General features: G+C 37.5%; 11 protein-coding genes. 9 read left to right on the top strand and 2 right to left on the bottom strand.

Features of this window, described 5'->3' with window-relative positions:
• Positions 1–41: 41 nt before the first annotated feature.
• The 5 genes from rsgA to ORI89_RS14780 all read left to right on the top strand — a co-directional run bounded on the left by rsgA (position 42) and on the right by ORI89_RS14780 (position 8,312).
• Entirely contained in the window at positions 42–962 is a 921-nt protein-coding gene (rsgA, locus tag ORI89_RS14800; protein ID WP_268231302.1) for a ribosome small subunit-dependent GTPase A, read from the top strand.
• Between the two features lie 171 nt (positions 963–1,133).
• Positions 1,134–2,903 (top strand): hypothetical protein, encoded by a 1,770-nt coding sequence (locus ORI89_RS14795; RefSeq protein ID WP_268231276.1) that lies wholly within the window; start codon positions 1,134–1,136, stop codon positions 2,901–2,903.
• A 65-nt stretch (positions 2,904–2,968) separates the two neighbouring features.
• Positions 2,969–4,747 carry a TrkH family potassium uptake protein gene (locus ORI89_RS14790; protein ID WP_268231275.1) on the top strand — a complete coding sequence of 593 codons (1,779 nt, stop codon included), beginning with the start codon at positions 2,969–2,971 and terminating at the stop codon, positions 4,745–4,747.
• Positions 4,748–4,873: 126 nt separating this feature from the next.
• Positions 4,874–5,560, top strand: coding sequence for a potassium channel family protein (locus ORI89_RS14785; protein ID WP_268231274.1), 687 nt, complete (start codon positions 4,874–4,876; stop codon positions 5,558–5,560).
• Positions 5,561–5,846: 286 nt separating this feature from the next.
• Positions 5,847–8,312, top strand: coding sequence for a YfhO family protein (locus tag ORI89_RS14780; protein ID WP_268231273.1), 2,466 nt, complete (start codon positions 5,847–5,849; stop codon positions 8,310–8,312).
• A 76-nt stretch (positions 8,313–8,388) separates the two neighbouring features.
• Here the strand turns inward: ORI89_RS14780 and ORI89_RS14775 are convergent, their stop codons facing one another.
• Positions 8,389–8,985, bottom strand: coding sequence for a ribonuclease HII (locus ORI89_RS14775; protein ID WP_268231301.1), 597 nt, complete (start codon positions 8,983–8,985; stop codon positions 8,389–8,391).
• Positions 8,986–9,254: 269 nt separating this feature from the next.
• Between ORI89_RS14775 and ORI89_RS14770 the strand changes: the two genes are divergently transcribed.
• The 4 genes from ORI89_RS14770 to fabD all read left to right on the top strand — a co-directional run bounded on the left by ORI89_RS14770 (position 9,255) and on the right by fabD (position 15,160).
• Complete coding sequence (locus ORI89_RS14770) at positions 9,255–9,956, top strand: hypothetical protein (RefSeq protein WP_268231272.1); 702 nt, start codon at positions 9,255–9,257, stop codon at positions 9,954–9,956.
• A gap of 91 nt (positions 9,957–10,047) precedes the next feature.
• Entirely contained in the window at positions 10,048–12,855 is a 2,808-nt protein-coding gene (locus tag ORI89_RS14765) for a TonB-dependent receptor (protein WP_268231271.1), read from the top strand.
• Positions 12,856–12,961: 106 nt separating this feature from the next.
• Complete coding sequence (locus ORI89_RS14760; protein WP_268231270.1) at positions 12,962–14,194, top strand: M16 family metallopeptidase; 1,233 nt, start codon at positions 12,962–12,964, stop codon at positions 14,192–14,194.
• A gap of 75 nt (positions 14,195–14,269) precedes the next feature.
• Positions 14,270–15,160, top strand: coding sequence for an ACP S-malonyltransferase (gene fabD / locus ORI89_RS14755; protein ID WP_268231300.1), 891 nt, complete (start codon positions 14,270–14,272; stop codon positions 15,158–15,160).
• Positions 15,161–15,278: 118 nt separating this feature from the next.
• Here the strand turns inward: fabD and trhO are convergent, their stop codons facing one another.
• Positions 15,279–16,265, bottom strand: coding sequence for an oxygen-dependent tRNA uridine(34) hydroxylase TrhO (gene trhO, locus ORI89_RS14750; protein ID WP_268231269.1), 987 nt, complete (start codon positions 16,263–16,265; stop codon positions 15,279–15,281).
• Between the last annotated feature and the right edge of the window lie 180 nt (positions 16,266–16,445).

The raw sequence follows: 16,445 nt of genomic DNA, 5'->3' as shown, positions 1-16,445 counted from the left end.
TGTATCATGACTTTCGAAAGTAATAAAACTTATATCATATGATGCGTGGACTAGTTGTTAAATCGACCGGTAGTTGGTATACGGTTTTAGGTGAGGACGGTCGGCGAGTTGACTGTCGTATAAAAGGGAAGTTTCGTACGCAAGGGATAAAGACAACAAACCCTGTTGCTGTTGGCGATTGGGTACAATATACATTAGAACCAGATCAAGAGAGTGCAATTATTACTCATTTAGAGCCTCGGCGCAATTATATTATTCGTCGTTCGGTTAATTTATCCAAGCAAACACAGATAATTGGTGCGAATCTGGATCAAGCTCTTTTAGTGGTTACACTTGCTTCTCCTCCAACATCTTTAGGTTTTATTGATCGATTCCTAGTGACGGCTGAAGCCTATAGCATTCCTGCAATGTTAGTTTTTAATAAGTTGGATCTTTTTTCTGATGAGGGGCTTGAAATTTTGGCAGATTATATGTCGGTTTATGAAAATATAGGGTATTCATGTTATGCGGTTTCTGCAGAAGAAGGTACTAATATTGATAAAATACAAGCTCTTTTAAAAGATAAAGTTACTTTGGTATCTGGGCACTCAGGTGTGGGAAAATCAACGTTAATTAACGCTATTGAACCTGCTGCGGAATTAAGAACAGGCGAGATTTCTGACTGGTCGGATAGAGGGAAGCATACCACTACATTCGCGGAAATGATAGACTTAGATTTTGGAGGTAAACTTATTGATACGCCAGGAATACGTGAATTAGGCATTGTAGATATTGAAAAGGATGAACTCTCTCATTTTTTTCCTGAAATGCGAGAAAGAATGAATGCATGTCGTTTTCATAACTGTAGACATATTAATGAGCCCAATTGCGTCGTGATTGAGGCCGTAGCATGTGGTGCTATTGCGGAAAGCAGATACGATAGTTATCTAAGTATATACCATAATCAAGATACTCGAAGTTAGTTTTTACTTAAAAGTAAAACTAAAATTAGAAAGAGTTGTTTTTTTGACAGAGTAATTACCTAAAGAGGGAATTCCCTAGAGACATAATATAGGCTGGTGGGTAATGACAAATATAAATTATTTGCGACAAGTAGTATAGATAGTAAACATTAAAAAAGCGGGATTATTGGTATGAAACCAGTGTGGAAATGGGTTACAGGAGTTATTGTCCTTTTGCTTACTCTTTTGGTGGGGCTAGTATGGTATTTTTCAGATAATTGGGAGCCGATTATTGAAAAGAAACTTAAGGAAGTCGTTAAAAACTCAACAGATAGTCTGTATCATCTAACCTATGATAATCTCTCTATTAACATTGCTTTAGGTAATGTAAGTATAAAAAATGTTGTTTTACATGCGGACTCGAGTGTATATGCACAATTGGAAGCAAACAAAAAGGCTCCTGATAACCGCTATCATGTGGGATTACAATCCCTTAAAATTAAAGGTTTTGGGTTATTTGGGGTTCTAGTAAATCGGCAGTTGGATATAAAATCGATTGAGTTGGAAAAGCCAATTATTTCGGTTTATAACACCTATCATAGCTATAATGATACTTTGAGTAATCAGCCTGAAAAATCGCTTTATGAAAGTGTCAGGGAGGTGCTGTCATCGGTTAATGTTCGCGATGTTTATGTAGAGGGGGTTGATTTTAAGTATTTTAAAATTAGAGAAGGGAAAAGTTCCGAGACGCAGTTAAGTAATATTAGGATTCGGGTTCATGATTTTTTGTTGGATGAAACGTCTGTTAAAGATACCACTCGCTTTTATTATACTAAGCTTATAGATGTTGATATTCCAGGGTTTCAATATGATTTTTCTGATGGCATATACGGGGTTAAATTTGATTCATTAAAGATAAATACGAGAGATCGAAATGTTTTATTTACGAATGTAGATTATAAGCCTAATATTAACAAAGCAGCTTATTTTAAATCAAAAAATAAGGCAAAGCTCATGACTGTGCTGCATTTTGATACGCTTCGTATGGAGCAGGTTGACTTTAAAAATTTTATCGAAAATCAGCAGACTTTAATGAAGACGATGCAGGTTAAGAATGGTCATGTTAAGCTTTATGCGGATAAGCGTGTGCCTAAAAAAGCTACGAATCAATTAGGGCAGTCGCCACATCAAAAACTTATGTTTCTTAAGCGTTTAATGCGAATAGATACGGTGTTGGTTGATAATGTTGGAGTTGAGTATGGTGAGATCAGTGATAAATATCATCGAGAGGGGGTTATTACGTTTGATCATACAACAGGTTATCTTGTTAATGTGACTAATGACTTAATGAGATTACAGAACAATAAATATCTCACAATGGATGTGCAGAGTAAGGTTATGAATGCTGGAAATTTACATGCCCAATTTTCTTTTGATATGCTCAGTAAATCGGGTGATTATAGTTATAAAGGGACAGTCGGGAATATGAGGGCTTCTGCTTTTAATAAAATATTGCACCCGTTGGTTAATGTCGAAATAGCGGCTGGAAATATACGGTCTATACGTTTCGATATGAAAGGAAACGATGTTCGTACTTGGGGGGATTTCCATTTTAATTATGATAATATGCAGGTTAGTTTATTAGGGGAACGTGATGCGGAGGGAAAGCAGAAGTCTAAAAAAGTACTTTCATTTCTTGTCAATAAGGTGATTATTAATGATAGTAACCCTGATGCGAATGAAGTTTATCATGTCGGTAAGGTAAATTATAAACGTGTTACTACCTATCCTTTTTTTAAAAACCTTTGGAAGAGCTTATTAGAAGGTATTAAGCAGACGGCAGGAATTAGTAAAGAACGAGAGACGCGAATAATGAATCAAGCTGAGCGGACTGAAAGAACGGTTACGAAAACTAAGGGTTTTTTCAAGGGACTTTTTCGGAAGAAGCAGACGAATGAATAAAAAGTGTTTTAATCTTATAGTCTCAAGTAGTAATCTGTTTGTAATATCCTTAAGTTTGTGATTACATGGGGGCTATATTTAGTTTTTTAAAATTTCTTTTTCGATATCGTATAAAAATCGTTGACCGTACTATGTTTTATGTCAGTATGGTTTGTGCAGTTGTAGCGCTTGTACATATTGGGTACGTAACTGATCGTGAAATCGCAATAGTGTCTGAGAAAGTTGTTATTGGTATGTTTTACTTTCTTTTTATTCTCAGCTTTTTACGAACATCGCTGTCGTTATTAGCCGAGCGTAAACTTGATGTAGCCCATATATCTGGTATCGTACTTATCATTTACTTTCTGATTATAGCTGTCGCCCGTATTTCGGGAGGAAGTTATTTTGCGAATAACGAATGGGTTTTTATTGGTATAGCGATTATGTTTTTATCCGAACTTTCGAGAAATAGTTTGTTTTTTGATAGCTTCTATTTTAATCCTACTATACTTTTTGTGATTAGCTTTATTGCGCTGATATTGCTGGGTACCGTTCTGTTAATGCTGCCGCGAACAACGCTTTTGGCTCCTTTAAGCTTTGTCGATGCGTTTTTCATGGCTACAAGTGCTGTCTGTATTACGGGATTAAGTGTTACTGATATATCTACTAACTTTTCTTTATTCGGACAAACAGTTATTATGCTGCTTATTCAGGTTGGCGGTATAGGGATTATGACTTTTACGGGGTTCTTTGGATATTTTTTTTCGGGTGGATTTTCTTATAAAAATCAGCTGATGTTCGGGGAGATTTTGGGGGAGAATAAACTTAATTCTGTGATTTCAACTTTGTTGACCATTATTTTTATCACCTTACTTTTTGAGTTTGTAGGGGGTGTCTTTATATTTCTTTCTTTGGATGCTGCACTATTTGATTCTATTGGAGAGCGTGTTTTTTTTTCGGCGTTTCACGCAATTTCTTCTTTTTGTAACTCTGGTTTTTCGATTCTTCCTGATGGTATACAAAACGGTAATTACCGTTTTAATTATGGGTTTCAGTTATGTCTAGCTATTGTCTTTATATTAGGTGGTTTGGGTTTTGGTACGGTTTATAACTTTTATACTTTTTTACGTCAAAAGATAAGAAAGATTGTACGTACGGTTTTTTTAAGAGAGCCCTTTGTCCATAAGCCACGGTCATTTACTTTTAACACTCGTTTTGTCCTTTTGTGTAATGCGATTGTAGTCGTTTTAGCAACTACCTCTTACTTTTTTATGGAGCAACGGCATACCTTAACAGCCGACAGTAATCTTGTAGGGGAGTGGGTCACCTCTTTTTTTATGGTTAATTCTTCTCGATCAGCAGGTTTTAATAGTGTTGATGTTGGTTTTTTGGCTAGTCCTACTTTGATCATGGTTATTACTTTAATGTGGATAGGTTCGTCTCCTGGGTCAACAGGAGGAGGAGTAAAAGTGACTACAGTTGCATTGGCTGTATTAAATATATTTTCGTTAGCTAAAGGAAAAGAGTCTATAGAAATATTTAGACGGCGTATTGCATCAGAATCTATTAATAAGGCTTTTGCTATTATTTTACTATCGGTATTAACTATTGCTTTTAGCTTTGTTTTATTAAACTTCACTGACTCTACAAAACCCATGAAGGAATTGTTATTTGAAACAGTATCCGCTTATACGACCTGTGGCTTAACAATGGGGGTAACTCCATCTTTGTCGACTGCGGGTAAGTTGGTTATTATTTTTACAATGTTTGTTGGTAGAGTTGGTACATTAACACTACTAGTGGCATTTATTAAGAATACTAAAAACAAAAGTTATATTTATCCTACTGAAAAGATTTTGTTCTAACGAAAGGTTGGACAGATATGAACAGATTAGACATCAATGAAATATCCGTGTGGCAGGGGCTGCACAAAGACGAATGGATATCGTTTGGATATTCCATATGACAAATAAAAAATAGATTATATACATATGAAATATATTGTGCTTGGACTTGGTCATTTTGGGAAATCTCTAGCTATTCACTTAACAGAATTAGGACATGAGGTTATAGCAGCGGATAAAAAATTGACTATCGTTGAGCAGTTGAAAGACAAGATAACCCATACGGTTTGTATGGATACGACAGATAAAGAGTCTGTATCTTCTTTGCCTGTTAAAGATTCTGATGCGGTAATTGTGGCGATAGGTGAGGATGAGGGGGCTAGTATGTTAACAACAGCACTTCTTAAGCAATTGGGTGTGAAACGAATTATAGGACGAGTTGTCTCGGAACTACAGAAGACCGTATTGGAAGCTATGCAGATTGATGAATACATTATGCCTGAAGAGGAGGCTGCGGAACGGCTCGCAATGCGTTTAGATAATGTAGATATTATAGACTCTTTTAAGGTGTCTGATAAGTATTCTATTATAGAAACTCGAGTTCCTCCTAAGTATTTAGGCATGACCCTGAAAGATGCCAATTTAACAAACAAATATAAAGTTATTGTTTTAACTACTGTTAAGTCTTATGACAAGCAAGTTAAGGGAAAAACAATTCAATATAAAGAAGCATCGGGTATTGCGGTGTCTGATACGAAATTGGATGAAGATGATTTGCTTGTTCTCTTTGGAGAATTATCTGATATTAAGCGATTGATAGAAAAAGGAGAGTAAGTAGAAGCTAGAGGGATATAATGCTGCAATTTATGCCAGTAAAGTCAAATCATTTCTATATTTTTGGCACTTAACTAAGCTAATCTTTTTATTTGGTAGGCTATACCGAGGGTATGAAGTCAATAGTAAACATAAATGCTCCAAATAGTTTGATAATGTAAACGGATCTGCTCATTAGCGGAAGGGATACGAAGCATTAGTAAATATATTTATGGAATACTCATGTTTCTGATAAAAAGCATGAATATATTCCATACTGAAAGGTAAACAGACAGATTATACACATATGAAAAAGTGGTTTAAGGAAAACTCGACACATCTGATTATTATCGCCATCTTTATTGTTTTGGTGATTTTTTATTTCTCACCTATTTTTGGCGGTAAGGTTTTATCTCAAAGCGATGTAATTCAGGCTGAAGGTAGTCAGAAAGAGTTGTTTGATTATAAAGCTATTGATGGTAAAGCACCTATGTGGACAAACTCGATGTTTGGAGGTATGCCTACTTATCAAATTTGGTATGAGCATGCGAACAATGTTACCTCGTATATAGGTAAGGGGCTACGTGCTGTTTTCCCGATTCCTACCGATATCGTATTATTATATTTATTGGGCGGTTATTTTTTACTCTCTACACTTCGTATACGTCCTTGGCTAGCTGCGGTGGGAGCAATAGCGATTGCCTTTACTTCATATAACTTTATTTACATAGAAGCAGGACACTTGAACAAGGCTTATGCTATAGCTTATTTAGCACCTATTATTGGCTCTGTACTTCTTTGTTATAGGGGCAGCCGTATATGGGGACCGCTTATTTTGCTTTTTTCTTTGGCTATGGAGATTCGTGCTAACCATGTTCAGATAACCTATTACTTGTTTATAGCGCTGGTTGTGTATGTCCTTATCGAATTGTATTACGCTATTCGCGATAAAAAATTAAAAGAGTTTGCTCAAGCTTCAGTTTTACAGGTTGTTGCTGTTATTCTTGCGGTTTTAGTTAATGCTTCCGTATTATTCCCGACTTATGAATATAGTAAGTTAACAACGCGGGGCAAAGCCAATATTGTTAAAGTAGACGAGGGTAAGAGCGGTGCTGGTCTTGATAAGGATTATGCGTACCAATGGAGTCAAGGTGTGGGTGAGAATGTGACTTTTTTGATTCCTAATGCTTATGGAGGGAAGTCAGGAGGAACGTTAGGAGCTAATTCTGCGCTTGCTAATTTCTTTAAGACAAGGATGGGAGCGTCAGAGGCTCAAGCTATTCAAGCAGCTAACGGCTTGCCAACTTATTGGGGAGATAAGATGTTTACTTCTGGGCCTTGGTATTTTGGTGCAGGTATATTCTTTTTGTTTGTTTTAGGTCTTATTGTTGTTAAAGGGCGTCTAAAATGGTGGGTAGTAAGTGCGCTTGTTCTGACTCTACTGCTAGCTTTGGGAGAGAATTTTCCTTTGGTTTCAGACATTTTCTTTGATTATGTTCCTTTGTACAATAATTTTAGAGCTCCGGAATCAATATTGATTATTCCTTCTATCTTGATCCCTCTTTTGGCAGTATTGGCGGTGAATGAACTACTTACTCATGCTGAAGATATTCCACAGCTGGATAAAAAGGTTCTTTACACTTTTGTAGGTGTAGGTGGCTTTTGTTTGTTGGTTGCTTTACTGCCGAGTTTGTTTTTAGACTTCAAGACAGCCAATCACCAGGAGTTTGTGAATTCTGTTAACCAGCAGCTGGGTGATGCTATGGTGGCTAATGAGCTTGTAAGCTCCTTGATTAAGGATCGTACTGCATTAGCCGTGAGTGACGCCTACCGCTCTTTATTTATTGTGGCTTTGACGTTTGGCTTGGTTTGGTTTTATTTGAAAAAGAAGCTTACTTTACCTGTTTTTGTAGTGGTATTGGGTGTAATTACGTTAGTTGATCTTTGGACAGTTGATAAGCGCTATTTGAACGATGATTCTTTTGTTGACAAGAGCAGAGTTAAAAATAGGATTGCCGAACGTGAGGTTGATCAGCTTATACGTTTGGATAAAGACCCAAGTTATCGAGTGTTTGATTTAACGACTAGTCCTTTTCAGGATGCGCGGGCTTCTTATTTTCATAAAAGTCTGGGTGGTTATCATGCTGCTAAGCTTATGCGTTTTCAGGAAATATTAGAACATCAGTTTAATGGGGCTATTAATGAGGACGTGTTAGATATGTTTAATGTGCGTTACTTGATAACACAAAACCCCCAGAATGGAGCTGAGCAGATTCAACGTAGAAGCACTGCGGCAGGTAATGCATGGTTTGTAGAAAAGGTTACTTTTGTAAAAGACAACGCACAAGAGATGCAGGCTATCAGTAGCTTTGATCCAAGTAAAGAGGCCTTTGTGCACGAGCAGTTTAAAAATAAGTTAAACTCTACACGTCTTGGTGTGCCAAGTAATGCTGAAATTAAGTTGGTGTCTTACCATCCCGATACTATGCGTTATGAGTCAACTTCTCCTAATGATGCTTTTGCTGTATTCTCTGAAGTATATTACGAAAAAGGCTGGAAAGCTTATATCGATGGTGAGGAGGCACCTATCATCCGCGCCGATTATATTTTACGTGCTTTACAAATACCGGGGGGGAATCACAAAATTGAATTTGTATTTGCACCCGATTCTATGCGAATAAGCAATATACTCTCTCTTATTGCTTCGATTATTTTGCTTGGCGGTATTGTGGCAGCTGTATGGTTTAGTTTTAGACAGAAGAAAAAAGTATAGATATTTGGCTGAGAAGTCCATAAACAATAAAAGTCTTTAGCGCTAAAGACTTTTATTGTTTATAAGAGTAGAAGTTTTATGTTTTTTTGTCAATAGGCATAGATACCTTAAATGTTTTTCTGTGATGCATACTCCAGCCATAAGCGAGTACTGCATTACGATGTTTGACAGTAGGGTAGCCTTTATTTGAAAGCCAGTCGTATTGCGGGCAATCTATTGCTATTTTATTCATGTATTCATCCCTATATGTCTTTGCTAAAATTGAAGCAGCAGCGATGGACAGGTATTTTGAGTCGCCTTTAACGATACATTGGTGGGGAGTATCTCCATAGGATTTAAATCTGTTGCCATCAACAATGATGAAGCCCGGGAGGACTTTCAAAGCATCTAAAGCACGGTGCATAGCTAGATACGAGGCGTTCAAAATATTAATATTATCAATTTCTTCTGCAGAGACACTAGCTACGGCAAAACTTAAAGCATCTTTTTCGATTATTTCACGTAAAATATTTCTTTTTTTTTCAGACAATTGCTTCGAATCGTTTAATACAGCATTGCTATAGTCGGCCGGAAAGATGACAGCAGCGGCAAAAACCGGTCCAGCTAAACAACCTCTTCCTGCTTCGTCACAGCCAGCTTCTATATGTTCGCTTTGATAATGGGATAGTAACATAGCACGAAAATACAAAATATCCATATTTAGCGAAATGTAATTGCTCTTGAGTATTCTCAGAAGGCAAAATAGGTTATCGAGTATCAAGTAAATAAGTCGTAGCCCTGCACCCCGTTACTTATTTAGGGTATTAAAAAAGGAGTGCTTTTGTAACTTATCTGTGATAGCTTTCTATTTACACTATTTTACACTTCTTATCTCTTCTTTTGTAGAATTAAATATAAGCTGTTGAAAATTAGTGAAACTTGTCAAGTGAACTAAAATAAGCAATGAAAAGAATCGTCATACTAATATTGTTATTGTCATTAATAGGGCAATCTCATGGACAAAAAAGGGAAAAAGTAGTTGTTCCTTTTTTGACTAACGTTACCCTAGATGCTGACTTGTCTGAGTGGTCATTATTAAATAAAGTAGGTGTAGATGAAGGGTGGTCATATCAGATAGGGTACGATCGTGAAAACGTTTATTTTGCAGTAGAAGTTAAAGATCATGATCTTCAAAATCTAGCTATACGCTATGGTGTAGGTATCAGTTTTTTGCGAAACTCTAGAAAAGAGAAAGATCAGCAGTTTATTTATCCGTGTTTAGATCAAGAAACGCTACGTGCCTTGCGTTCTGAGGGAGAAGAACCAGATATGAATAGAAGTCTAATCAAGCGGGTGCGTGGTTACTACGTAAGAGGACTTCGTGATATCCCTGACGGTTTGCTCTCTTTTCAGAATAATTATGGGCTGCAAGCTGTGGTTAAAACCTTGGATGATAAATTATGGTATGAAGCTGTAGTGCCTCGTAAACAATTATTGTCAACAGATGGATTGTTGGTTATAAAGTTGGAAATTAATGAGGTGTTTTCTTTACGGTCTGGAGCAGTAAGTAAAAGACCTGCCACCATGACTAGAAGGACTGTATTGAAAAAGGATATGAATAAAACGCCGCGTCAAGTAATTGTTGAGACGATTTTAGACCAATAGGTCATGTTTTGTGTATAAGGTATTGCCTCATACAAAACGATAAATATGGGGTTGTTCTTATTAAGTAGTAAAAAGAGAAGATATAATAGATATGAGAAATTTGTTTAGGACATCATGTAGTATACTGATTTTATTATTGAGTATGCACTTGAGTGCGCAAACGGGAAAGACGGTTCAAGGTATGTTACGTGACCAAGAGTCTCGTGTTGTATCAGGTGCTTCGGTTAAATTAATTGCGGGTCGGGATACTTTAGGAACAAGCTCTACAGCAGCGGGTATTTACACATTTACAGATGTGAAGGCCGGTAATTTTACTATACAGGTGAATAGTTTGGGTTTTGAACCCTATCAGCAAGACTTTTCCTTTCCAGAAGGGCAAGATAAATTGATTATTCCTTCATTAGAACTTGTGGGTCAAGCTAATTTATTAGAAGAGGTCGTTATTGACGGCGTTGTTACTGTGCAGGTGAAAGGGGATACGGTAGAGTATTCAACTAGAGATCTTAAACTTAGGGAAGGTTCAGTGGCGGAGGATGCTTTGAAAAAATTGCAGGGTGTAGAAGTGGACAAAGATGGAAATGTGACAGCGCAAGGTGAAGCTATAACTAAAGTACGGATTAATGGTAAAGATTTTTTTGGTGGTGATGTAAAGACCGCTACCCAGAATTTACCGGCGAATATCATTGAGAAAATGCAAGTCGTTGATGATTTCGGGGATATGGCTAATCTGACAGGCAATAAGTCGGGAGATTCGGAAAAGGTTCTGAATATTCAAATAGATCCTGCTTATAATAAAGGCTATATGTCTACTTTACGTGTGGGTTACGGTACTGAGGAGCGTTATCAGACAACGGGTATGTGGATGGGTATGACCGATAAAACACAGGTTTCTGTATTGGGTAACCTGAATAATATGAATGCGAGTCTTTTTGATTTTAATACTATGGGTGGTGGCGCTCGCGGACGTATAGGTGGTGGTGGCGGCCGTGGAGGTAGCGGTATGTTTGGCGGGTCAGATGGTATTACAAAAGTGGGATCTATAGGGTTGAATATTAGGCATGACTTTTCTGATAAGCTTAAAGTGTACGGCTCTTATTCTTTTGGTAAGACAGACAATAATACTTTAACAGACTCCTATACCGAATATATCGGGCAAAATATGGGGGTTGATAGTAAGCAAGATAATAATAGAATCGGGACACAGCATCGTTTTGAAGCCAATGTAGAGTGGAATATTACTGATAAAGATTATATTAAAATAACTCCTCAGTTTGGTTTTAATAAAAGTGATGTTAATAATGTAGATAGTTCTATATTTTACCAGGGCAATATTTTAAACTATAAGCAGGTACAAACGCAGCTTAATGCTACAGATGCCCCGCGCTATGGGGTTAGTGGTTTGTATAACAGACGATTGAATGATAAAGGTCGTAATTTCTTTATCAACTTTAATTATGATAACGCCGTTTCTGAGAATGATTATAACCAGATTTTGGATCGCTTGATCTATGACCCTAATAATCAAGGGTTAGGGATTAACGATCTTTATGAGCAAACTTTGCGGGAGGCGGAGAATAAAAGTTGGAATGCAGGAACAACGGTGTCTTTTACTGAACCTGTTGGTGAAAATAGCCGTTTAGAGATTACGTATGATATGAATATAAATGATTATGACAACGTAGATAAACAGAATGGTTTTGACCGTAACGGAGTCCCTATTTCGGAATCTAAATTGAATTATTCATATGAATATGATTATGCATTTACTTCACATCGTATTGGAGCGAATTATTCGTATGATAAAGACAAAATAAAGTATAGTATAGGTGCCGAGGCACGGCCTACGCTGTTAAGTGGAAACGCTTATAGTGCTACGGAGCAGGCAGATATACGGCGAAAGAACTTTAATGTTGTACCTATTGCCCGCTTTGAGTATAAGTTCTCAAGACAATCTAACCTGACTTTTAATTATTCGGCACGTTCTTCCGAGCCTGGTGTATCGCAGATATTGCCTTTTGAAGTGAGCACAAACAGAACAAGTACGACAGTCGGTAATCCGGAGCTTGACCCAGAATTTACGCACCGTGGTCAGTTACGTTTTCGTAGTGGAGATTTTCAAAAAGGGAAAACATTTTTTGCTATGCTAAATGCGAGCTTAACGAAAGATAAGATTGTTTCTTTTAATAAGAGGTATTCTGTACAGGGAGATGGTATACACCAAGAAGTGCGGTATATGAATGAATCCGATCCCATTTATTCGATCAATTCTTTTTATCATTATGGACGCTCATTGAAAAACAAAACCTATAATATCATGTATATGGGAGGAGTTAATTACAATAGAAATATATCATATATTGCTGAAGATCCTAATGCGACGGAGGGGAATAAGAATGTTACAAATAATACTGTTTTAACACAGGGATTGTTTTTTAGATACAATCCATCAGAAAATCTAGAAATCAATCCAGGGGTTCGTTATTCATATAATATAACAAAATCCTCTTTACCACAGTATTCGCAAGGTAATGTGTCTGCAATTACACCGGCTCTTATTGGTTCAGTGAATTTAACACCGACTACTATTTTCGGTGCGGATCTTTCTAAAACTTTTAATAAAGGATACCGCAATCAAGAAAACCCTTTTATTATTAATACATATATTGAACAAAAACTGTTGAAAGGTCAGCGTGGAACTATACGTTTACAAGCGTTTGACCTTTTAAACGAGCAAGTGAATATCAACAGGACAGTTGGGGATATTTTAACGGATTCCCGCACGAATCGTTTGGGTAGATATGTGATGTTAACTTTCACTTTTCGGTTGCAAAAGTTCTCTGGTATAAATCCATTTCAAGAATCAGGTGGGCATGGAGGTATGAGAAGACCACGGATGTAGGATTTCCTGGTATTATACGGGTAGTAAAAGGTCACAGTTCTTTAAAGCTGTGACCTTTTGCTATGAATTGCTTAGCTTTGTATCTTGATTTTTTTGGAACGTATATATGAAAGAGTATGAAATCATACGGTTGGATAATGGCATTCGCGCTGTTTTTCATCGGCATGAGTCTCCAATCACACATATTTGTTTAGTTGTTAATGCGGGAGCACGAGATGAAGAGGAGGGAAAGTTTGGGATAGCTCATTTTATAGAACATTTATTGTTCAAGCAGACAGCTAGACGCTCGACACAACAGATATTAAACCATTTGGAAGCAGTTGGGGGCGACCTTAATGCTTATACTACGAAGGAATACACTTGTATACATGCGTCTATTTTAAAACCGCATTTAAGTAAAGCTTTGGATCTTTTTGAAGATATTATCTTTCACTCCACTTATCCTGAAGAGGAGATGGAGAAGGAGAAAGGAGTTATTGCTGATGAGATGGCTTCTTATCGGGATAGTCCTGAGGAGTCCATTGTGGATGATTATGAGGATCTTGTGTATAAGAATACGGGGTTAGGACATAATATTTTGGGACTGGAAGATGATCTTTTGGCTTTTGAGAAGAAGGATGTAGAGCGTTTTTTAAAGAACAATTATGATACGGGTGAAATTGTTATCGGTATTACGGGGGACTATGACTTAAAGACCATAGAGAAGAAGTTAAACAGGTACTTTGCGCCCGTTAAAGCCAACTTGACGGATCGTGAGCGATCCCCTATTCTATTAAACGGATCGGATCATGTTGAACTTTTAAAGCCTATTAATCAGGTGCATTATATGTTGGGATCGCTTGCTTATGATATGTTTGATGATCGTAAAGTTGGTCTTTTATTGATTAATAATATGCTGGGAGGCTTTGGTATGAGTTCTATATTGAACTTATCTGTGCGTGAGAAGCATGGCATAGCGTATACTATAGAGTCTAATTATTCTGTGTATACCGATACGGGGCTTTTTACCATATATTTGGGTACAGATGTAGAGAAGGTGAAAAAGGCAAAAAAGCTTGTATTCAGGGAGTTGGATAAGCTTAAAGATAAAGGAGTGTCAGAGACACAGCTTAAGAAAGCTAAGAGTAAGTTTAAAGGGCAAATTGCTCTGGCCGAGGAGAATAGGCTAAGTATGGTGATCGCTATTGCAAAGAATGTGATGGACTATAACCGCGTGGTGATGTTGGATGAGGTGTTTCAAAAGATTGACGATGTGTCTGTATCTGAAGTGCTAGCTATCTCGCAGGATATTTTTGATGAGGATAGATTGACGTCTTTATCTTTTGTTCCGGATAATTAATTATCTTGCTGTCGTCTACTTGTTAGGAGAGGGGCAGTTTGTTTGATATAACTATAAATACTTATTAATTTAATGATGAAAACTGCATATGTTTTTCCGGGTCAAGGTGCTCAATTTGTAGGAATGGGGCAGGATCTTTACAATTCGAATGAAGACTGTAAGGCTTTGTTTGAACAAGCTAACGATATTTTAGGTTTTCGTATTACGGATTTGATGTTTTCAGGTACGGACGAAGATTTGAAACAGACGAATGTAACGCAGCCGGCTATATTTTTGCATTCGGTTATTTTAGCTATAGCTTTAGGAGATGGCTTTAAGCCAGCTATGGTGGCAGGGCATTCTTTGGGTGAGTTTTCGGCATTGGTGGCTGCAGGAGCTTTGTCTTTTGAGGACGGTTTAAAGCTGGTTGCACAGCGTGCGAATGCTATGCAGAAAGCTTGTGAGTTACAGCCTTCTACGATGGCTGCAATTTTAGGATTGGAAGATGAGGTTGTAGAAAATATTTGTAAGCAAGTGGACGATGTCGTGGTTGCTGCTAATTATAATTGCCCTGGTCAATTGGTTATTTCAGGCTCTATTGCAGGGGTTGATAAGGCTTGTGCTTTATTAACAGAAGCAGGGGCCAAACGTGCTCTTAAACTAAATGTTGGCGGTGCTTTCCACTCACCTTTGATGGAACCGGCACGTGTAGAGCTGCAAGCAGCTATTGAAGCTACAGAAATTAAAGCGCCGATCTGTCCGATCTACCAGAATGTGGATGCGAAACCACATACAGACCCGGCAGAGATTAAAGCAAATCTTATTGCACAACTTACGGGTGCTGTCCGGTGGACACAGACTATCCAACATATTTTGGCTGATGGAGCGGAGGCTTTTGTTGAGGTAGGACCAGGGAATGTATTGCAAGGACTGGTGAAGAAAGTAGACCGTAAGGTGCCGACTTCTGCTGCACAAATAGGCGGTTAATATGTTATAAATAGAACTATAGAAAGCTCTTCTTGCTAAAGGAGGGCTTTCTTTGTGCTAAGATATTGTTTAGTAGTGAGTAAGAGTGTGGGGCTATCTTTTAATGATAGCCCTATTTTTATATTGTTGTACTTATCTTTGGTGGGAAGTTCTTGTGTTTTCTTTTTGAAATTTTATCGTAATTCACCGGTTGTGGTATTTTTACGTAGTAGCCTGTACCGTCATATTCTCTTTTGTCGGGCTGTTGCTTGCAGGCGTCTGAACAACAACCTTCCATTTCCCATCCACATTCGTCACATTGTGTGAAATGCTCATTACATAGTGCGTTAGCACAATTGATCATTTTTGGTGTTACTTTTCCACAGTTTTTACAGGTAGATATAACAACTGGGTTTACGGTATTTACATCAACTGTGACGCGGTTGTCAAATACGTAACACTTACCTTCGAAGTCTTTACCTCCCGCTTCCTTGCCATACTTGATGATACCGCCATGCAATTGATAGACATCTTCAAAACCTTCTTTAATTAATAGTGCCGAAGCTTTTTCACATTTTATGCCTCCTGTGCAGTAGGTTAATATTTTTTTGTTTTTATATTGCTCAAGCTCCTTTACTTTTTCTGGAAATTCACGAAAGTTTTCAATATCTAATGTTACTGCATTTTTGAATTTCCCGACGCTGTGCTCGTAGTTTGAGCGTACGTCTAAAACCACAACATCGTCACTATCGATCATCTCCATAAACTCCTTCGGCTCTAGGTGTATCCCTGTTTGTTTATTAGGGTCTATTAGCTTGGGGTCACGGAGACCAGAGTGTACGATTTCAGGCTTGTAGCGGCAGTGCATTTTTATAAAGGAGAGCTCGTCGACATTATCGATTTTAAACTCTGTTTTTGTAAAACGAGTATCTGCGTGTACTGCCTCCATATAGGCTTTACAGGCCTCCACTGTGCCAGAAACAGTGCCATTTAAACCTTCGTCAGCCACGATGATACGACCGACTAAATTTAAAGATCTACAAAAATCAAGATGATCTGCCGCAAATTGTTCGGCATTTTCAATAGGGCTGTAACAGTAGTACAGCAATGTTTGGTATGTACTCATATGCATTGATACCGCTGCAAACGGCGTTTAATGTGTGTTGAAATTATTTAATGTACAAAAATATGTAAAAAATATAGAAACAAACTTGATAAAAGTCACTTTTCAATGTAAGAGTCTACAATGTTTCTCATATAAATCAGCGAGAGAATTATTTAAAATAAAATCAAGTATATTTTATGG

Origin of the sequence: Sphingobacterium sp. UT-1RO-CII-1 (genome assembly GCF_026711005.1) — a bacterium.
Classification (GTDB): Bacteria; Bacteroidota; Bacteroidia; order Sphingobacteriales; family Sphingobacteriaceae; genus Sphingobacterium.
This window is presented reverse-complemented; position numbering and strand designations above follow the sequence as displayed.

Excerpts from the sequence above, each read along its gene's own strand:
- rsgA (WP_268231302.1), top strand. The coding sequence starts at position 42 with ATGCGTGGACTAGTTGTTAAATCGACCGGTAGTTGGTATACGGTTTTA.
- ORI89_RS14795 (WP_268231276.1), top strand. The coding sequence starts at position 1,134 with ATGAAACCAGTGTGGAAATGGGTTACAGGAGTTATTGTCCTTTTGCTT.
- ORI89_RS14790 (WP_268231275.1), top strand. The coding sequence starts at position 2,969 with ATGGGGGCTATATTTAGTTTTTTAAAATTTCTTTTTCGATATCGTATA.
- ORI89_RS14785 (WP_268231274.1), top strand. The coding sequence starts at position 4,874 with ATGAAATATATTGTGCTTGGACTTGGTCATTTTGGGAAATCTCTAGCT.
- ORI89_RS14780 (WP_268231273.1), top strand. The coding sequence starts at position 5,847 with ATGAAAAAGTGGTTTAAGGAAAACTCGACACATCTGATTATTATCGCC.
- ORI89_RS14775 (WP_268231301.1), bottom strand. The coding sequence starts at position 8,985 with ATGTTACTATCCCATTATCAAAGCGAACATATAGAAGCTGGCTGTGAC.
- ORI89_RS14770 (WP_268231272.1), top strand. The coding sequence starts at position 9,255 with ATGAAAAGAATCGTCATACTAATATTGTTATTGTCATTAATAGGGCAA.
- ORI89_RS14765 (WP_268231271.1), top strand. The coding sequence starts at position 10,048 with ATGAGAAATTTGTTTAGGACATCATGTAGTATACTGATTTTATTATTG.
- ORI89_RS14760 (WP_268231270.1), top strand. The coding sequence starts at position 12,962 with ATGAAAGAGTATGAAATCATACGGTTGGATAATGGCATTCGCGCTGTT.
- fabD (WP_268231300.1), top strand. The coding sequence starts at position 14,270 with ATGAAAACTGCATATGTTTTTCCGGGTCAAGGTGCTCAATTTGTAGGA.
- trhO (WP_268231269.1), bottom strand. The coding sequence starts at position 16,265 with ATGAGTACATACCAAACATTGCTGTACTACTGTTACAGCCCTATTGAA.